This is a genomic window from Alishewanella sp. BS5-314, from assembly GCF_025377695.1.
In the GTDB taxonomy this organism is placed as follows: Bacteria; Pseudomonadota; Gammaproteobacteria; order Enterobacterales; family Alteromonadaceae; genus Alishewanella; species Alishewanella aestuarii.
Genome location: NZ_JACEHJ010000002.1, coordinates 508,918 through 527,764, shown reverse-complemented (window position 1 = coordinate 527,764; position 18,847 = coordinate 508,918). Strand labels below are relative to the sequence as shown.

The 18,847-nt window shown below is 51.9% G+C and carries 20 protein-coding genes; 14 read left to right on the top strand and 6 right to left on the bottom strand.

All coding sequences use genetic code 11. The features are described from left to right. Positions 1-82: 82 nt before the first annotated feature. The 3 genes from H1D31_RS06960 to H1D31_RS06950 are packed head-to-tail and all read right to left on the bottom strand — an operon-like array spanning position 83 to position 2,903. Entirely contained in the window at positions 83-862 is a 780-nt protein-coding gene (locus H1D31_RS06960) for a methyltransferase domain-containing protein (protein WP_261257255.1), read from the bottom strand. Between the two features lie 35 nt (positions 863-897). After that, positions 898-1,656, bottom strand: coding sequence for a Nif3-like dinuclear metal center hexameric protein (locus tag H1D31_RS06955; protein ID WP_261257252.1), 759 nt, complete (start codon positions 1,654-1,656; stop codon positions 898-900). Beyond that, positions 1,653-2,903, bottom strand: a complete 1,251-nt coding sequence (locus H1D31_RS06950) for a glycosyltransferase (protein ID WP_261257250.1) — start codon at positions 2,901-2,903, stop codon at positions 1,653-1,655. Before H1D31_RS06950 ends, H1D31_RS06955 begins: the two co-directional genes overlap by 4 nt. Positions 2,904-3,210: 307 nt before the next feature. Here H1D31_RS06950 and H1D31_RS06945 point away from each other — a divergent pair, with 307 nt between their 5' ends. The 13 genes from H1D31_RS06945 (at position 3,211) to infA (ending at position 13,238) form a co-directional block, all read left to right on the top strand. Next, on the top strand, positions 3,211-5,607 hold the full coding sequence (locus H1D31_RS06945; RefSeq protein WP_261257248.1) for a VolA/Pla-1 family phospholipase: 2,397 nt from the start codon (positions 3,211-3,213) through the stop codon (positions 5,605-5,607). 140 nt (positions 5,608-5,747) lie between these two features. Continuing rightward, positions 5,748-6,383 carry a TetR/AcrR family transcriptional regulator gene (locus H1D31_RS06940; RefSeq protein WP_261257247.1) on the top strand — a complete coding sequence of 212 codons (636 nt, stop codon included), beginning with the start codon at positions 5,748-5,750 and terminating at the stop codon, positions 6,381-6,383. Then, entirely contained in the window at positions 6,383-6,844 is a 462-nt protein-coding gene (locus H1D31_RS06935) for a hypothetical protein (RefSeq protein ID WP_261257244.1), read from the top strand. The genes H1D31_RS06940 and H1D31_RS06935 overlap by 1 nt, the downstream gene beginning before the upstream one ends. 48 nt (positions 6,845-6,892) lie before the next feature. Further along, positions 6,893-7,798, top strand: coding sequence for a phosphate/phosphite/phosphonate ABC transporter substrate-binding protein (locus H1D31_RS06930; protein WP_261257241.1), 906 nt, complete (start codon positions 6,893-6,895; stop codon positions 7,796-7,798). Positions 7,799-7,821: 23 nt separating this feature from the next. Further along, positions 7,822-8,202 (top strand): VOC family protein, encoded by a 381-nt coding sequence (locus H1D31_RS06925; RefSeq protein WP_261257239.1) that lies wholly within the window; start codon positions 7,822-7,824, stop codon positions 8,200-8,202. Between the two features lie 61 nt (positions 8,203-8,263). Continuing rightward, positions 8,264-8,650 (top strand): VOC family protein, encoded by a 387-nt coding sequence (locus H1D31_RS06920; RefSeq protein ID WP_261257237.1) that lies wholly within the window; start codon positions 8,264-8,266, stop codon positions 8,648-8,650. Positions 8,651-8,681: 31 nt separating this feature from the next. Continuing rightward, positions 8,682-9,482, top strand: a complete 801-nt coding sequence (locus H1D31_RS06915; RefSeq protein WP_261257235.1) for a glucose 1-dehydrogenase — start codon at positions 8,682-8,684, stop codon at positions 9,480-9,482. Between the two features lie 113 nt (positions 9,483-9,595). Continuing rightward, complete coding sequence (locus H1D31_RS06910) at positions 9,596-10,102, top strand: hypothetical protein (protein ID WP_261257233.1); 507 nt, start codon at positions 9,596-9,598, stop codon at positions 10,100-10,102. A 10-nt stretch (positions 10,103-10,112) separates the two neighbouring features. Then, on the top strand, positions 10,113-10,355 hold the full coding sequence (locus tag H1D31_RS06905; protein WP_261257230.1) for a Rho-binding antiterminator: 243 nt from the start codon (positions 10,113-10,115) through the stop codon (positions 10,353-10,355). A gap of 124 nt (positions 10,356-10,479) precedes the next feature. Then, positions 10,480-11,436, top strand: a complete 957-nt coding sequence (trxB, locus tag H1D31_RS06900; protein ID WP_057785174.1) for a thioredoxin-disulfide reductase — start codon at positions 10,480-10,482, stop codon at positions 11,434-11,436. Positions 11,437-11,486: 50 nt separating this feature from the next. Beyond that, positions 11,487-12,209, top strand: coding sequence for a leucyl/phenylalanyl-tRNA--protein transferase (gene aat / locus H1D31_RS06895; protein ID WP_261257226.1), 723 nt, complete (start codon positions 11,487-11,489; stop codon positions 12,207-12,209). Then, a complete protein-coding gene (locus tag H1D31_RS06890) occupies positions 12,202-12,924 on the top strand; it encodes an arginyl-transferase family protein (protein ID WP_261257224.1) in 723 nt (240 codons plus the stop codon). The genes aat and H1D31_RS06890 overlap by 8 nt, the downstream gene beginning before the upstream one ends. A 95-nt stretch (positions 12,925-13,019) precedes the next feature. Then, positions 13,020-13,238, top strand: a complete 219-nt coding sequence (gene infA / locus H1D31_RS06885; protein WP_008610216.1) for a translation initiation factor IF-1 — start codon at positions 13,020-13,022, stop codon at positions 13,236-13,238. Between the two features lie 117 nt (positions 13,239-13,355). On the opposite strand, the gene clpA is transcribed toward infA, so the two are convergent. Then, complete coding sequence (clpA, locus tag H1D31_RS06880) at positions 13,356-15,632, bottom strand: ATP-dependent Clp protease ATP-binding subunit ClpA (protein ID WP_261257217.1); 2,277 nt, start codon at positions 15,630-15,632, stop codon at positions 13,356-13,358. 64 nt (positions 15,633-15,696) lie between these two features. Beyond that, positions 15,697-16,017, bottom strand: coding sequence for an ATP-dependent Clp protease adapter ClpS (clpS, locus tag H1D31_RS06875; protein ID WP_008610212.1), 321 nt, complete (start codon positions 16,015-16,017; stop codon positions 15,697-15,699). Positions 16,018-16,216: 199 nt separating this feature from the next. Here clpS and cspD point away from each other — a divergent pair, with 199 nt between their 5' ends. Next, positions 16,217-16,432: a cold shock domain-containing protein CspD gene (cspD, locus tag H1D31_RS06870; protein ID WP_008610211.1), complete on the top strand. Its 216-nt coding sequence runs from the start codon at positions 16,217-16,219 to the stop codon at positions 16,430-16,432. Positions 16,433-16,568: 136 nt separating this feature from the next. Here cspD and H1D31_RS06865 read toward each other — a convergent pair whose 3' ends face one another. Continuing rightward, on the bottom strand, positions 16,569-18,797 hold the full coding sequence (locus H1D31_RS06865) for an NADP-dependent isocitrate dehydrogenase (RefSeq protein WP_261257211.1): 2,229 nt from the start codon (positions 18,795-18,797) through the stop codon (positions 16,569-16,571). Between the last annotated feature and the right edge of the window lie 50 nt (positions 18,798-18,847).

The following is an 18,847-nucleotide window of genomic DNA, read 5'->3' as shown; positions in this document are numbered from 1 at the left end:
ACTGAGAGGTCAATATGGCTCAGTCGCGCACTGTACATTTGCTTTACGGCTGCCACCTGGCAGCCGTCTTTTTTAACGCAGTTCAGGCCCGTAACAGCAAATGGATATAACGGCCAAGCGAGGCATAAGGCTCCTGCCTGTTATACTGCAGCTCCAGCGCTTCTAACTCAGTATAATGACTCTGCTGTTGACTGCGATCGCGCAAATAATCATGAAAGCAACGCACCCCGGTTTTACTCAGTAATGCAAAGCCCGCCTGCTGACACCACTGCAACACCTGCTGTGGTGGCAAGGGCTGCTGCGGATTCAGCCGTACCGGCTTTTTTGCTTTTAACCCGGCCTGCACATAGGCAAAGTTACCGTAAATGATATTACTTAAACGATGCGCATCCTGGTTATAAAACATCAGCGACACAATGCCGCCCGGCTGCACCAGTTGCCGTAACTGGCTAATCGCGGCTTCTGGTTCGGCTAGCCATTCCAGCACTGCATGACACAGCACCAGCGGGTAAGCTTGCCCGCCAAGCCGCTGCGGTAAGTCTTGCAGTGAACTCTGACTGATCTGTAACTGCGCGCTCAGCCCCTGATTCTTTGCCTCTTCTGCCGCCAGTTGCAGCATCTCAGCCGAAATATCAGTCAGATGCAGTTGATGCCCCAGCGTCGCTAGTTTTAGCGCCAGCTGGCCCTGGCCACCGCCGACATCGAGAATGGCGGTTGGCGTAGCGAGCTCAGGTAATTCCAGCAAATCTCGCAGCAATACGGCCTGGCGAATTTTACCCTTGGTAGTCTGGTAAATATTGCTGGCAAAGCGGCTGGCCAGGTTATCAAAATTACGATCTTTTAATGACTTAGATTGGCTCATAGTGGCGTTTGCTAAAGCATCTGGTTAGGCCGGCTTTAGGCCGGATTAGGAATATCGATAAAGTGGACGCTAAGGCCAAGTTCAGCCGCCAGGTATTCGCCCAGCGCTTTAATACCATAGCGCTCGGTGGCATGATGGCCGGCGGCAATAAAATGGATCCCCAGCTCGCGCGCGACATGAATGGTTTGCTCCGACACTTCGCCGGTGACAAATAACTGCGCCCCGGCTTCCGCCGCTTGTTCAATATAGCCCTGACCGCCACCGGTACACCAGGCGACAGTGCGGATCTCGCCGATACCGGCATCTTCGAGCAAGACCTCACGTTGCAGCTGCTGGCTTAGCGTTGCCGCAAGCTGAGTGAGCTTTGCTGGCGCAGGTAACTGCCCCATTTGCAGCACGCCTGCAGGTTCAGCGGTTAACACCGGCTGCGGCGCCGTGATCCCAAGTATTTTGCCAAGCTGAGCGTTATTACCCAGCTCTGGATGCACGTCCAATGGCAAATGATAGGCCAGTAAATTGATATCGTGTCTCAGTAAGGTGGCCAGACGCTGCTTCTTCATCCCCACCACCGGCATTGCTTCGTTTTTCCAGAAATAGCCATGGTGTACCAGCACTGCATCGGCGTTGAGCGCCACTGCCTGCTCGAGCAGCGCCTGACTGGCGGTCACGCCGGTCACTACCGTACGGATCGTGTCGCGCCCTTCTACCTGTAAGCCATTCGGGCAATAATCTTTAATGCGGGCACTGCCGAGTTTTTCATCAATAAAAGCGACGAATTGCTGCCGTGTAATCATGTTAGAACCTTGTTTTTTGCGGTGATCCACAGTCCCATATAATGGCTGCTGCGATAAGCGTGTGATTGTAACATCAGGCCGGTAAAATTGCGTTGCCGCCGCGCGCTGGTTTGCTCGGCACTGGCATTGAGCAAAGGCGCCAATTGTTGCCAAACCCGGCTTGCCTGCTCAGCGCCAAAGCGCTGCTGCAGGATCTGATAGCCCTGCTGCTGTGCTGCCAGCCAGGGTGTTTCATCCTGATATAAAGCCACGGCGGCCTGACAAAACGCCTCTGCAGTATCGGCAATAGCGCCGCCCCAGCCTGTGCCATCCTGCATACCCTCGGCGCCAATTGAGGTGGTAACACTGGGTGTGCCGCATTGCATCGCTTCCAGCAATTTACCTTTTAACCCGGCGCCAAACTGCAGCGGCGCCAGGCAAAGCCGCGCCTGTTGCATCACCGCTACCGCGTCCGCAGCCCAGCCTTTCACCAAAAATCCGTCGCGGGCATTATGCAATGCCGTGGCTTTAGGCGGCGGATAGGCGCCGTAAATATGTAACTCGGCCTGCGGTAAGGCCTTACGGATCTGGGGCCAGAGTTGTTGTTTCAGCCAGAGTACTGCCTGCCAGTTCGGGGCATGGCGAAAATTACCGATACTGATAAAGTGTGTGCGCTCAGCAAAAGCCGGCACTGCTGGCACCACGGCAGCATGCCAGAACGGGCAGTAACAGAGCAGTTCAGCCGGTACCCGGTAATGTTGCTGCAGCAGCTGCATCTCATAATAGGAAATCACCAGTGTCAGGTCACAGCGATAAATGGCAGCAATTTCCCGCAGCGCCAGCTCGTTATTTAGCCGCTCCACCGCTACCTCTTTCGCCACCAGCGCGTCCCCGGCTTTAACGGCGTCGTGCCTTGCCTGACGCAGCGCATGTAAATCTTCCATATCCAGTAGGCGCAGGGCATCCGGACAACTTGCAGCGACCCGCCAGCCAAACTGTTCTTCCAGCATAAAACGGTCAAATAACACCGCCTGCGGGTTCACGTCTTTCAGCCACTGGTCAAAGCTATCGCAATTTAGGGCAATGCGCTGCTCGCTGACACCAATGGCCGGTAAATCCACCCGATGCGGTCCGGGCTCAGCCGCGCTGGCAAAGCACACTCGCCAGCCTTGCAGCTGAAACAGCTGAATTAAACTCAGCATCCGGCTGCCCGCCGCGGAAGACGCCGGCTCAGGCCAGACATAGCCGATAACTACTAATAACGACATCTTCACCTCGAAACGCAAAATAGCATTTTAACCTGCTCGAATATGAAAAACCTAGGCAGGAATAAATAAAACCTTTAAAAACAAATTGTTAATACAAATTTGATTTTAGAAGTAGAAAATTTCAGCACAATTTACGCTATTGCTCTTTTCTTGCTCAAATATTAATGTCACAATTAATGACATTAAAGCGTAAGCCCCCTGCTTGCCGTTTTAATCACCGTATATAGACACAACCCGCCGGGTCCGGTGTCTGCGTTCTGACAAACGCAGGCTAATAACCTGGCACGACTTAAATTTGAGGCAACACGTGAAAAAACTAGTCTTGGCCCCTTTATTCGTCAGCCTGTTCGGCTTAACCGCTTGTGGCGGCAGCAGCAGTAACGACAGCGCCGTATCACCTCAACCTGTGCAGCAAGTAAATGCCAGAGTAGCATTTGATCCAGAAATCGGAAAAATATCACTTCCGAATGACTTGCTATTTATTGGCAGTAAAGACGGCACTCTGACGCCTGATGATACTGGCCAGGTTGATTACAGTCAGCCCCACTTTGCGATGGGTGCCTTGGATGGTTGGTCAACCATAAGTCCATTTAAACTGCAGTTTGACATCGCGTTGGATGTGCAGCTTGATAAAGCCTCTGCGCAACTTCCTGGTGCAGTGCGTCTATTTCAGGTAGAGCTGGCAAGCCTGAGCAATAGCGCTGAATGCCCACAACTAGCCATAGGTGCCGCCTGTAAGCTCGTTAGGGAGCTAACGGTTAATCAGGATTTCGTTATACTTGCCAGTGAGCGGGAGATTAGCATTGTACCATTACGTCCACTGCACCCTGGCAGCAGCTATTTGCTTAGTTTGAGTTCGGCATTAAAAGACAGCCGCGGTTTTGCCGTCGCCGCCTCTGCAGCCTATTTACAAGTGCGAAACCCACCCGGAGCGGTCGCATTATCTCCGCAACAGGCGCGGATCCAAGCACTGGTTACTAGCTATGAACGCTTGTTAGAGCTGAGCGCTGGACAACGTCGCGAGGATATTATCTATACTGCGGCCTTTAGTACGCAAGATCCAACAGCGGTGCTAAAAAGTGTTCAGCGCTTAGTTACTGCAGAGCTGGAAACTACCGAAAGACCTAAATTAGTCGTGACCACAGAACGAGGACTGGTTGCGAATCATTTGTACCCTAATGAACAGATCGAGGATAACATTGCTGACCCTCGCTATTATGCCAAGCAGGCCCGCTTGTATCGGGCTCAGGTTAAGCTGCCCTATTATTCATCGCTTCCCAGTGACGAGTCACCTCTGGCGCCACTGCAACAACCCTGGACGGCCCGCTGCGATAATAGTCTGGTTGTCGCAGCGCACCAGAACCTGCCTACACAACCTGTGTCTGATCAGGATTTCATTTGTAATGCATTAAGTTTTGGCAAACTACGCGATCTGGGACTTGACCAGGTCAGGCACGTCACCCGACACAATAACATTCCGAAAATCAATCAGATACAAAATGTTCAGGTACAACTTACCGTACCAAATGAAGATTACGGTATTACAAAGCCTGCGAGCGGTTGGCCGGTGGTCATTTTGCAACACGGTATCGGCTTAGAAAAAGAAGCGTGGTTGCAACTCGCAGCAAAGCTGGCAACGCAAGGCTATGCGACGGTCGCCATCGACTTACCGCTACACGGCAGCCGTGGTTTTGCTGAGTTAACGGCAACCATCAGTAAAGGGGGTGATCCGAACGTCTTCTTAAATCCACAGCACCTGCTTGTAAGCCGGGATAACCTGCAACAAAGTATCGCTGATGTACTGGGTTTGAGAATGGCGCTCAATTCCGCTCAGGGCGTTGAGCTTGACTATAACCAGGTTCATTATATTGGTCATTCCTCTGGCGCTATTGCTGGTAGTGCGTTGGTTGCTTTGACAAACAATCCTGAGCTATCGCCGCAAGAGCGCGAGCGGTTCTTACTAAGGACTGCGAGCTTGTTAATGCCAGGCTCAGGTTTGGGTGATTTATTGCTGGACTCTGATGTCTTTGGTCCTCGTAATACCGCGGCCCTGTTAATTGGGGCTCATCTGGAGTTGCGCCAGGACTTTATTAACTATGTCACTCAAAATGGCAGTTGCGAACCTTATACGCCAGCTAAGGCGGCGGAATATCTGAACTGTGCGCAAATTCACGCCGAGGACTATCTGGAACAGCTGGAATCCAGCAATATTAATCGGCTGCGGCAGGTCAATATACTGTTAGATAATTTCCGTTTCGCTGCACAGAATATTCTTAGCAATGTTGACCCAGTTAATTTTGCTGCGCCGTTATTAACCAGCAATACTCCTATCTATCTGGCGATGATTAGCGGTAGTAATAACAGTTCAAATCCAGCTGACGAATTCTTTCCAATCGGCAATGCTGATCGGGAACTGGTGTTACAGCGCTGCCGAACTAATCTGACAAGCTGTGCATCCCCTCTATCTGGTGCAGAACCTTTTAGTCAACTGCTGCAAAGTGCCGCTGTTAAGCAGACCCCTGCTACACAGTTATTCAACGGCCCAGCCAGTGCCCGCTTTGTAGAAGGCGACCATTTCTCAGTTGTTAGCTCAGAGGCAAGCGATAGAGTCACCATGGAGTTATATCAACATTTGAGCAGCTATATCAGAAACAACGGGACTAAACTCAATGTACTTCAATCAGCTGTGCTAAAGGATCAGTAGAACACACGCTGTCAGCTCGGTCACACTGAGTATCAGACTGTGACCGACAAATCCGACCAGCAAACAGACGAGTGAATTCGATTGACGCCACATTTAATGTCACAGATAATGACACCAAATAACACGGAGACACTGAGCCAATGACGATAAAACGCCATTATGACAACTCAAAACGGGAAGCTAAAGCCGAAGCGACCCGGCAGAAAATTATCGATGCGCTGATCCAACAGCTGATCGAAAACAATACGCCGGATTTTTCAGTGGAAGAAGCGGCGGCAACGGCTGGCGTAACGACCCGGACCCTATTCCGGCATTTTAGTAACAAAGAAGAAATGTTGGCCGGGGTATCTGAGGGCATTCTGAAACTGACTGGAAAGATTAAAGAGCCACAAACCCCTGCAGATTTTCTGCAGGTCTTTAAAAACACCTATGGCTTATTCCAGCAACATCCGGATTTAATTAAGGCCACCCTGCTCTCAGACCTGGGCCGGGGTGCGCGCTCTGCCCTGGCTGAGCGGCGACGCAAAGCAAATATGAGTGCCCTGACGCCGCTGGTTGCATCACTGCAAGATGAGGAGGCCAAAGCCGTGCAAGCTGTACTGTGTAACCTGATTACGGCCGAAACCTGGCTTAATGTCACGACAAACTTCAATCTGAACAGTAACAATGCCTACGTAGTCATTAACTGGCTGCTGCAATTAGCCTTTGCAGCCTTGCAAGCCGGGAATTACCCTGATTTTCAACCCTCATCACTCACTGACGGAGTAGCTAACTGATGATCAAACATATTTCTATTGGTGCGAAAAACCCAGCCCGAACCGCCCAGACACTGGCGCAGTTCTGGCAAGTGCCGGCCTTACCCTTTCCAATGTACGATGACAGCTATGTGGTATTTTTAGGCAGCAATACCTCTTGCTGCGTCGAAATTTATCCGCTGGGTCAGTTAACGCTAAACGGTGACAATACCTTACCGGAGCTGGATCGCAGCAAACCACTCAGTGCCGGCCCTTTCCATGCTGCTCTCGCCGTGGAAATTGACGAGGCGCAGATTGGCCGGATCTGCGATACGGCTGGTTGGCGTTATCGGACCGTAGACCGGGGCGGCGTATTTCAGGTGATTGAAGTATGGATTGAAAACCATACGCTATTTGAAATTCTGACACCAGAGATGGCCGCAGCATATGAGCAATTCGCTAATGTCGATAATTGGCAGCGGATCTTTGGCCAAGCCAGCTAACGGAATATCGCGCGCAATCTGGGACGCTACAGCCGATGGAGTAAAATGATGAGCTTTTGCAAACTATGTCGCATGCTTTGGCTGGTATTGGCGCTGATTTTGGCGCTGCTGGACGCCTTGTTCGGAAGAGCCACGGCGAAAACGCCGTTACCAGAAAACATCCCGCTGGTCGTCGCGACTTATGCGTATCCTGCGCTGGACCGGCAAACCGCGGTGACCCCGCTACAAAACTGGCTCCAACAGCAAACACAGCGAGCCGTGGTGATTCAGGTTGCAGACGACCCTGCGCAACTTGCGACCTGGGTAGCACGACAAGAGGTTGATTTGGCGGTGCCTAATCTGGCTACCTATCTGAAGATCCGGCAACAAAACCCGGACGCCCGGTTTATTGCTGTACCCAAAACTCACAGCCCACTGATTATAAAATCGCAATACCGTGGCAGTATTGCGGCCAGCGGGATAACATCCCTCAGTGAACTCCGTAACCAGTTGGTTGGCGGCAGAACGATTAAGGTGTTTGCCGTATTTCCCGACTCCACTACCGGAGCTCTGCTTGGCTTATCCCAGCTCAGAGCTAGTTTAACAGAAAGCCAGTTTAATCAGTTACAGCTGCATTATGCTGGCAGTCATGAGCTGGTGGTGCAACAGCTGAAGCAGCATCCCTTTGCGATAGGGATCCTATCGGCCAATACACTAAGCCGCTTAAATCACGACCGTACTCTGACAGAGCTGTGGCGTTCGGGTGAAATCCCGTTTGGCCCTATCACCTGTCTGCCGAAGCGATTGTCATGCGCAGAGCTAAAGCTCGCTTTAGCAAATAATATGGTCGCTAGTCGTAATATTCTTAACGGTTTAAAAAGTGGTTGGCCCGAGTTCGAACACACAGACTCATTATCATTCCATGAGCACAAAGTTTATTCGGATCTTCTGCGTGAACAATTGAAAAACAGATAACTTGAATACTCAGAGAAAATATCGTGATTGCTCATATTTCAATTTGGTCTAAGAATGTAGAAGCACTAAAAAATTTCTACACTACTTACTTTGAATGTCAGTTACAAGAACTGTACTTTCATAAAACAATGTTATTCAAATCTTATTTCTTAACATTCCCGTCTGGCGCAAAATTAGAATTGGTGCCCAGCGCTGAGAATGTTGAAAAGAACGCTATAAATACTGAACGCGGTTTTTCGCAAGTTTCTATTTCAGTCGGCTCAAAGACTAAACTTTATAAACTTTATTCCGCGTTATTAAGCTCAGAGACACCAATGATTCGCCGTCCGGTAAAAGCAGATAGTGGCTACTATGAGCTAGTGGTTCTCGACCCAGAGCAAAACCGCGTAGCCATAACCAATTAGCACTCCCAATACAATTACTGATGCTGGCATCTTAACAAGAATGCATAAATAGGATTACTCAATGATTGAACATCTGGCCATCTGGTCAAAGGATCTGGAGCAACTCACAGCCTTTTATGTCAGGTATTTTAACTGCCAGGCCTGCGGACGCTATTGCAACCCAAGAAACGGCTTTGCGTCTTATTTTCTGTCATTTGCCAGCGGGGCAAGGCTGGAGCTGATGCAAATGCCTGGTATTGCAAACCTGGCCAAGCAGCCAACAAAGCAGTATTTTGGTTTTGCCCATATGGCGATAGCGCTCGGCTCTGCGGCGGCAGTCGATGCCTTGTATCAGCGCTTGCTTGCCGATGGCGTTGAGGTACTGGACCAACCACACCACACTGGTGATGGCTATTACGAATTTACCCTGTTAGATCCGGAAGCTAACCGGATTGAGATCACCATCTAATCGGCGTTTGTCGCCCAAAAGGAGCACCTTTATGCCTCGTTTAGTAAATAAAATTGCGCTAATCACTGGTGCAGCGCGGGGCATCGGCGCCGCCATTGCCCGCGCCTATCTGGCCGAAGGTGCAGTGGTTTATCTGACCGATATTAATACAGATGCCGGTCAGGCTCTGGCAACTGAGCTGGGTGAACGGGCGTACTTTATGCCTCTGGATGTACGGGATGAACAGACCTGGCAACAGGTTACCGCCAGCATAGTAGCGCGCGAAGGCAAACTGGATATCCTGGTCAATAATGCCGGAATCACCGGCTTTGAAGCAGGCGTCGCCGCTCATGATCCGGAACATGCCAGCCTGCAGGACTGGCGCGCTGTTCATGCCACTAACCTGGATGGGGTTTTTCTCGGCTGTAAATACGCCATCCGGGCGATGCGGGCGCAAGGCTGTGGCGCCATTATCAATATGTCGTCGCGCTCTGGTATAGTCGGTATTCCGGGTGCGGCCGCTTATGCCGCCAGCAAGGCCGCCGTACGTAACCATACCAAGAGCGTCGCCCTGTATTGCGCTGAGCAAGGGCTGGCTATCCGCTGCAACTCTATCCATCCGGCGGCGATCTTAACCCCAATGTGGGAGCCGTTGCTGGGTGAAGGCCCTGAACGTGAAGCCAATATGGCGCTCTATGTCCAGGATACGCCGTTACGTCGCTTCGGTAAGCCGGAAGAGGTGGCCGCTATCGCCCTATTGCTGGCCTCAGATGAATGCCAGTACCTCACCGGAGCTGAAATCAATATCGATGGCGGCATTCTGGCAGGTTCAGCCGCGACGCCTGCTCAGTAATACCAGAATTCGCGCAAATAACAGGCCAGCAGCAGAACTAGCCGGCGAAAGTTTTGCATCTGCTGCCGGCTTTGGCTATACCTTTGGTATCTGACACAGGCTGGGAGCCACCCATGTATATCCCCAAGTGGTTAGTCGCTATCACAGCGCTAAGCTTTCTGCTGTTACTCAGCTGGACGACATCGCTCGTAATGCAGCGCAATCCTCTACCCTTTCCCGATCCGGGCTCCCGGATCTTTACCACGCCATCACCGGAGGCCAAGGCCGTCATTGTCGCCCTGTTGGCACAACATGGTGTTAAAGAGCGTTTTCAGGCAAATAGTGACGGCGTGCAGCGTTCTATCATGTGGGATGGCACCATTATTAATCAACCGTCAGCTGAGGTACTACAGAAAGTCGGCAATGCCGGCGCCAGTATTGGCTTAGTGGTGCGCGATCCGCAGCAAAGTGCAGAAGCGGCCGCGGCATTTTTACGCCAACATGGCTTTAATGCTGAGGTCGTGTCTGATGTCGAGCCCGCCTTACCAATCGTTTTTGTGGTCACCGATGCGCTGAACGGCACAGTGCTTAACTTTCGTAAGCATATTATTCATTTGCCAAAGCCTGGCAACATAAACTGAGGTCACCGCGATGCTGGACTGCGATAAACATGATTATGTTGAAATTGTCTGCCTGTATCGCTACCCGCTCAGGCTAATCCTTAACAATGGCAAAGCGCTTAGCGGCACAGCAGTGGATACCCGTTATAACGCCAGCCACCAGGAATGCCTGCTGCTTAGCCACAACGGCACGGAACAGCTGCTGCCACTTAGCGAAATCCGGTCACTCGAGGTGACAGTCGATAATCCCCATCTGCAACAACTTATTTTTTAATGCTGCGTGCGCCTTTATTTACAGTTATACCGTCGCCATTTCCCGACAACGGGGTTTCGCTTTGTGCTGGCTTTCCGTAGAATCCCGCTATCTTTTTTGCATTATTTTCCAATGGAGTGCTCTGATGTCAGAGGTTAAACACAGCAAACTGCTTATTCTGGGCTCTGGCCCTGCCGGTTACACTGCCGCCGTTTACGCGGCCCGCGCCAACTTACAACCGGTACTGGTCACCGGGATGCAGCAAGGCGGTCAGCTGACCACCACCACCGAAGTTGAAAACTGGCCCGGTGATGCGCACGGTTTAACTGGCCCGGCGCTGATGGAACGGATGCGTGAGCATGCTGAAACCTTTAATACCGAAATCGTGTTTGACCATATCCATACCGTTAACCTGCAACAGCGGCCCTTTATCCTGACTGGCGACAACGGCCAGTACAGCTGTGATGCGCTGATTATCGCCACCGGCGCTTCCGCCAAATATCTGGGCTTACCATCAGAACAGGCTTATAGCGGCCGTGGTGTGTCAGCTTGTGCCACCTGTGACGGTTTCTTCTACCGCAATCAGAAAGTCGCGGTAGTCGGTGGCGGTAATACTGCGGTGGAAGAAGCGCTGTATTTATCCAATATCGCGGCCGAAGTGCATCTGGTACACCGTCGTGACAGCTTTAAAGCCGAGAAAATTCTGATTGACCGCTTAATGGCTAAAGTTGCCAGCGGCAATATTATCCTGCATACCCACCGCGAGCTGGATGAAGTGCTGGGTGATGAAATGGGCGTGACCGGTGTGCGGTTAAAATCGACTCAAGGCGAAGCGGCAAAAGAGCTGGCACTGCAAGGCGTTTTTATCGCCATCGGCCACAAACCCAATACCGATATTTTTGCCGGTCAGTTGGAAATGAATGGTGGTTATTTGAAAGTGCAAAGCGGCACCGAAGGTAATGCGACACAAACCAGCATTGCCGGGGTGTTCGCTGCCGGTGATGTGGCAGACCATATCTACCGTCAGGCCATTACCTCAGCCGGCTCCGGTTGTATGGCAGCGCTGGATGCCGAGCGCTATCTGGACGCCCTGGGTAAATAACAGCGTATGAAGCTGCAACATGCGGCTTCAGCTTGCCCGCGCCCTGTCTGATGCCTATCTATCTGCCGGAGCTGTTAGCAGATGAACTCTGGTTCCCGCCCGTGCAACAGGCGCTGCGGGAGCCCGATGGTTTGCTGGCGATGGGCGGTGATCTCTCGGTCGCACGCCTGCAGTTGGCCTATCAAAGCGGCATCTTTCCATGGTTTTCGGAGGGCGACCCACTACTCTGGTGGAGCCCTGCTATCCGCGCCGTCTTTGCACCCGATACGCTTAGCTTAAACCGCACCTTGCGCAAGCAATTACGCCGCGAAGGGTTAACCGTCACGCTAAATCAGGCGTTTGCTGCGGTGATCAGCAAGTGTGCCGAACCCCGGCCCAGTCAGGCGCAAACCTGGATCCTGCCACCGATGCAGCAAGCCTATCTGGCACTGCATCAACAAGGCCTGGCGCATAGTGTCGAGGTATGGCAAGGCAAGCAGCTGGTCGGTGGCTTATATGGCGTGCAGCTGGGTCAGCTGTTTTGCGGTGAGTCGATGTTTAACCGCATTGATAATGGCGCTAAGTTTGCGTTGATAGCGCTGCAACAGCATTTGCAGCGCTATGCCCCCGGCTGGATTGACTGTCAGTTACCTAACCCGTTCTTACTGAAACTTGGCGCCACTACCCTGTCCCGGCGCGACTACCTGCCGCTGATTGCAACCTTAACCAAGACACCTGCACCGGCAGAGCATTGGCGAAGCCAGCCGCTGCCGCTGGAGCCTGGGCATGACTGAGCAGAGCTTGCAGTTTGGCCTGACCCCGCCTGCCGCCTGTAGCTACCTGAGTTCGCAACAGGAGCAACTGGCGGTATTGCTCAATCCACAGCCGATGGATGCCAGTTTATATCAGTTGCTGATCAAACATAATTTCCGCCGTAGCGGCGATCAACTATACCGGCCACATTGCCCCAGCTGTCACGCCTGCCAATCACTGAGGATCCCGCTGCTAGATTTTACGCCAAGCAGCAGCCAGCGGCGCCTGCTCAGCAAAGCCGCGCGCAGCGGCTGGCAGTATCAGCTAAGCAAGGTGCCCGATTCAGTGGCTGAGCGACAACAATTATTTGCGTTATTTGCCGACTATATTGCTTTTAAGCATCCGGATGGGGTGATGCATCCGGCAACGCAGGAACAACTGGACTCCCTGCTAAACAGTAAATGGCAGCCGATCAGCTTGCTGCAGTTGTATCAGGCCGGGGTGTTACAGGCCGTGATGGTGGTGGATGAACTCGCCGGTGCTTATTCAGCGGTGTACACCTTTTTTGCCCGGCAGGCAGAGTCTTTCTCTCCCGGTAAGTTGGCCATCCTGTATCTGCTGCAACTGGCGGCACAGCAGCAGCTGGACTATGTCTACCTCGGCTATCAGGTCGATGGCTGTCGCAAAATGGCCTATAAGCAGGAATTTCTGCCGCATCAGCGCTATTTCGATGGCGGCTGGCACTCATTTGCTTAAAAAAGCGCTTGCTGCTTTACTTATCGGTGGCTTTTCGGCACAATCTGCGCTGTTTTTCTAAAGGCACCACATTTTATTAGAGGCGAGTACGCTGAATGGCGAAAGAAGATGTAATTGAAATGCAAGGTACCATTCTGGATACCCTGCCAAACACCATGTTCAAAGTTGAGCTGGAAAACGGTCACGTGGTGATCGCGCATATTTCTGGCAAAATGCGTAAAAACTATATCCGCATTTTAACCGGTGATAAGGTTACCGTAGAACTGACGCCTTATGATCTGACCAAGGGCCGGATCGTGTTCCGCCAGCGTTAAGCAGCCTAAGTCTGCACGAAATGCCGACTTAGTGCTTTTCGTCGCCAGCTAAAGGCAAACCCGGCATAGCCGGGTTTTTGCGTTTTAGTCCACACCTGTTCGCCGGTGAGTGGCTTATTAACCCGGCTGCGCCTCGGTCGCTACGGTTTTACTGGTCTGATAATGGAATTCCAGTTTATCCGCCACCAGTTCCACCCGCACATCGCCACCCTCAGTTAGCACCCCAAACAGGATTTCATTAGCCAAAGGCTTTTTCAGTTGTTCCTGGATCACTCTTGCCATCGGCCGAGCGCCCATCGCCTGATCATATCCCTTGGCTGCCAGCCAGTGCCGGGCTTCACTACTGAGTTCCAATGACACCTGTTTCTTATCCAGTTGTACCTGCAGTTCGCAGATAAACTTATCAACGATTTGCAGAATAATCTCCTGATCCAGATGTTGAAACCAGATAATGCCATCCAGCCGGTTACGGAATTCCGGACTAAAGGTTTTATTGATTTCGCTGAGCGCATCATGGCTATGATCCTGCTGTTTAAAACCAATCGACTTGCGCACCGTTTCCTGCACCCCGGCATTGGTGGTCATCACCAGGATCACATTTCGGAAATCAATCTTGCGACCGTTATTATCGGTCAGGGTACCGTGATCCATCACCTGCAACAGGATATTGTAGATATCCGAGTGTGCCTTTTCGATTTCATCCAGCAGCACTACCGAATACGGATGCTTGGAGACCGCATCAGTCAGCAAGCCGCCCTGCTCAAAACCGACATAGCCCGGTGGCGCACCAATTAAACGGCTCACCGCATGCCGCTCCATATATTCCGACATATCAAAGCGCAGCAGCTCTACGCCCATCACCTTGGCCAGCTGTTTGGTCACTTCGGTTTTCCCAACCCCGGTAGGCCCGGCAAACAGGAAGCTGCCGATGGGTTTTTCCTCGTTACCCAAGCCTGAACGCGATAAGCGGATCGCCGCCGTTAGCGCTTCAATGGGTGCATTCTGGCCAAAGACCACAAGTTTCAGATTACGATCCAGATTGGCCAGCACTTCTTTATCCGAAGCGGAGACTGACTTCTCCGGAATACGGGCGATCTTAGCAATCACCTGCTCAATTTCCGCGACGTTAATTACTTTTTTGCGCTTCGATGCCGGTAACAGCCGCTGTGAAGCACCGGCCTCATCAATCACATCGATGGCTTTATCCGGTAAATGCCGCTCACTGATATATTTTGCCGACAGTTCAGCAGCAGCGCGCAGTGCTTTCTGCGTGTATTTCACATTATGGTGCTGCTCATAGCGTTCTTTTAAGCCCAGCAGAATGCGGGTGGTATCTTCGACACTGGGCTCTACCACATCGATTTTCTGGAAGCGCCGTACCAGTGCGGTATCTTTTTCGAAGATATTTTTAAATTCCTGATAGGTGGTCGACCCCATACAGCGCAAGCGGCCGCTCGACAACAACGGCTTAATCAGATTCGAGGCGTCCATCACACCGCCCGAGGCCGCACCGGCACCAATCACGGTATGGATCTCATCAATAAACAGGATGGCATTTTTCTCGCGCTCAATTTCTTTTAACAGCGACTTTAAGCGCTTTTCAAAATCGCCACGGTACTTGGTACCAGCCAGCAAGGCGCCCATATCCAGCGAGTAGATGGTGGCATCAGCAATCACTTCCGGCACTTGCTGCTGTACGATGCGCCAGGCCAGACCTTCAGCAATGGCCGTTTTGCCGACGCCGGCTTCGCCGACTAACAGCGGGTTATTTTTCTTCCGCCGGCATAGTACCTGCACCGCCCGCTCTACTTCAGTATCGCGGCCAATCAGCGGATCGATCAGGCCATTTTTCGCCTGCACATTCAGGTTAGCAGTAAAGTTTTCCAGGTAACGGTGCTCTTCTGCGCTCTGCTCGCCAATCTCTTCCTGCTGGCTATTATCGTGCTGTTCCAGCTTTTCAGTTTTGGTAATGCCGTGCGAGATGTAGTTCACCACATCCAGCCGGGTGATATCGATTTTTTTCAGCAGATAAACCGCTTGCGATTCCTGCTCAGAGAAGATCGCCACCAGCACATTAGCGCCATTGACTTCCGACTTACCTGAGGATTGCACATGAAAGACCGCGCGCTGTAGCACGCGCTGAAAGCCCAGTGTCGGTTGCGTATCGCGCTCAAGCTCTCCCTCCGGCAGCACCGGTGTGGTGGAGTCAATAAAGCTGGCCAATTCCTGACGCAGCTTATCCAGATTAGCGCCGCAGGACTTGAGCGCCGCGCCCGCGGAAGGGTTATCCAGTAAGGCCAATAACAGATGTTCAACCGTCATAAATTCATGCCGGCGTTCGCGCGCAAACCTGAATGCCATATTCAGCGTTAACTCAAGATCTTTATTTAACATACTTCACTCCTAATCCACCTGAGTTAGAGACATCCTTGGCCACAGCCCCGGGATGCCAACGGTTTTAAGCGCGTTCCATGGTACAAAGCAACGGATGCTGATGCTCCTTGGCATAGGTCATCACTTGCTGCACCTTGGTTTCGGCAATTTCGGCAGTAAAAACCCCACAAACCGCGCTGCCTTCATAATGTACTTTCAGCATAATTTCGGTGGCTCTTTCATACTGCATATTAAAGAACCGGCTCAGTACATCGATGACAAAGTCCATTGGGGTATAGTCATCATTATGCAAAATCACCTTATACATCGGTGGCGGTGCCAACCGCTGCCGGGTGAGTTCTGCGATATCATCAAAATGTACGTTGGGATTCTGCTTACCGCTCATAAGTTAACTATAGCCATCCGAGCGCCATCCAGCAAAGGCGCGTGTTATTAAAATTGCGTAAAGGTTTTAGCTTATTTTTGCAAATACCTTGACTGTTTGCTCAAATTATCTACATTAAATAACGGGGCCAGTTCCGGCTCCTGCTCAGTGATTCACTAGCATACAGAATATAGCTAACTTAGAGAAGGAAGTAAGTAGTATGGCTACCGGTAAAGTGAAATGGTTCAATAATGCCAAAGGATTTGGATTTATCCGGGAAGACGGACGTGACGAAGATATCTTCGCCCATTATTCAACCATTAACATGGATGGCTACCGCACGCTGAAAGCGGGCCAGGACGTGGTATTCGACTTGTCTGAGGGCCCCAAAGGCTTACACGCTGTCAATATCAAGCTGCCCGGCGTTGACGAATAGCACAGCGGACCTGAAAACAAAAAAGCAGGCGGCGCCTGCTTTTTTGTTGTCCTGAGCTTGCTGTGCTATTACACAGCACAAGACATCTTTGCAGCCCGCCCCCGGCTGTAGCCGGATAGCGGGCCGCTCACCGCTATTACAGTGCAGCCAGCGCCGCGTTTAAGGTTGCGCTTGGCCGCATCGCTGCAGCCACTTTGGCCTGATCCGGACGGTAGTAACCGCCGATATCCACTGCCTTACCCTGCACACCATTTAACTCCGCCAGGATTTGCTGTTCGCTGGCTTCCAGCTTATCCGCCAGTTTAGCAAAGCGTGCTGCCAGTGCACTGTCAGCCTGTTGTTTTGCCATGGCGCGAGCCCAGTACATCGCCAGATAGAAGTGGCTACCACGGTTATCCAGCTCGCCGGCTTTACGACGTGGTGATTTGTCGTTATCGAGGAATAAGGCTGTCGCCTGATCCAGGGTATCGGCCAGGATCTGCGCCACCTTGTTACCGGCAACCTGAGACAGATGCTCCAGTGACGCCGCCAAGGCCAGGAACTCACCCAGTGAATCCCAGCGCAGATGGTTTTCATCAACAAACTGCTCGACGTGCTTCGGTGCTGAACCACCGGCGCCAGTTTCGAACAAGCCGCCGCCGTTCATCAGTGGCACGATAGACAACATCTTGGCGCTGGTACCCAGCTCCAGGATTGGGAACAGGTCAGTCAGATAGTCGCGTAGCACGTTACCGGTCACAGAGATGGTATCCAGACCTTGCTTCATCCGCGCCAGCGTATGACGGGTGGCATCAACCGGCGACATAATCTGCAGATCCAGACCTGTTGTATCGTGCTCTTTTAGGTAGCTTTGTACTTTCTTAATCAGCTCAGCATCATGGGCACGGGCGCTGTCTAACCAGAACACGGCTGGCGTACTGCTTAAACGAGCGCGGTTAACGGCCAGTTTCACCCAATCACGGATAGGGGCGTCTTTTACCTGACACATGCGCCAGATATCGCCAGCTTCGACCTGATGGCTAAATACTACTTCGCCTTGGCTGTTGGTTACCACTACGGTACCGGCGGCCGGGATTTCGAAGGTTTTATCGTGTGAACCGTATTCTTCGGCTTTTTGCGCCATTAAGCCGACGTTCGGTACTGAGCCCATGGTACGCGGGTCAAAAGCACCGTTCTTCTTACAGAATTCGATCGTTTCCTGATAGACACCGGCATAGCAACGATCCGGGATCACGGCTTTGGTATCATGTAACTGACCATCCGGGCCCCACATCTGACCGGAGCTGCGGATCATCGCTGGCATAGACGCATCGATAATCACATCGCTTGGTACATGCAGGTTGGTAATGCCTTTATCGGAGTTCACCATCGCCATCGCTGGCTTGCTGGCATACAGCGCCTGGATATCGGCCACTATGGCTTCCTGCTCGGCGGCTGGCAACTGTGGTAGCTTGGCATACAGATCGCCAATACCGTTGTTCACGTCTACACCCAGCTTGTCAAAGGTGGCGGCATATTTAGCGAAGATCTCTTTGTAGAACACCTTTACCGCATGACCGAACATGATGGGGTCTGATACCTTCATCATGGTGGCTTTTAAGTGCAGCGAGAACAGTACGCCCTGCGCTTTCGCGCTTTCTACTTCAGCGGCATAGAAGTCACGCAGCGCGTTAACGCTCATAAAGGTGGCATCGACCACTTCACCTGCCAGCACCGCGACTTTTTCTTTGAGTACTTTAACGCTGCCATCGGCCTGCTGCAGGCTGATTTTCAGCACGTCATCAGCAGCCATGGTAGCGGATTGCTCAGAGCCATAAAAATCGCCAGCCGTCATATGGGCGACATGAGACTTGGAGCTGCTGCTCCAGGCACCCATGCTGTGCGGGTTTTTCCGGGCATATTGTTTGACTGAAGCCGGTGCGCGACGATCGGAGTTACCTTCCCGTAATACCGGGTTTACCGCCGAGCCTTTGATTTTGTCGTAGCGTGCTTTGACATCACGCTCCTGCTCGGTTTTTGGCTCTTCCGGATAATCCGGCAGCGCATAGCCCTGGGCCTGTAATTCTTTAATCGCCGCTTTCATTTGCGGAATAGAGGCACTGATATTGGGCAGCTTGATAATGTTGGCATCCGGCTGTTTCGCCAGTTCACCCAGCTCAGCCAGATCGTCGTTGATGCGCTGTTCAGCAGTTAAAAATTCCGGAAAGCTCGCAATAATACGGCCCGACAAGGAAATATCACGGGTTTCAACGGCTACACCGGCCGCGGCAGAAAAGGCCTCAATAATCGGCAATAACGACTGAGTCGCCAGCGCTGGCGCTTCATCAGTAATGGTGTAAATAATTTTTGCACTTTCTTTCGACATGTTAGTTCCTGTATTGTTAGCGCCGGATCGCCATGACAAGGCCATCGCCA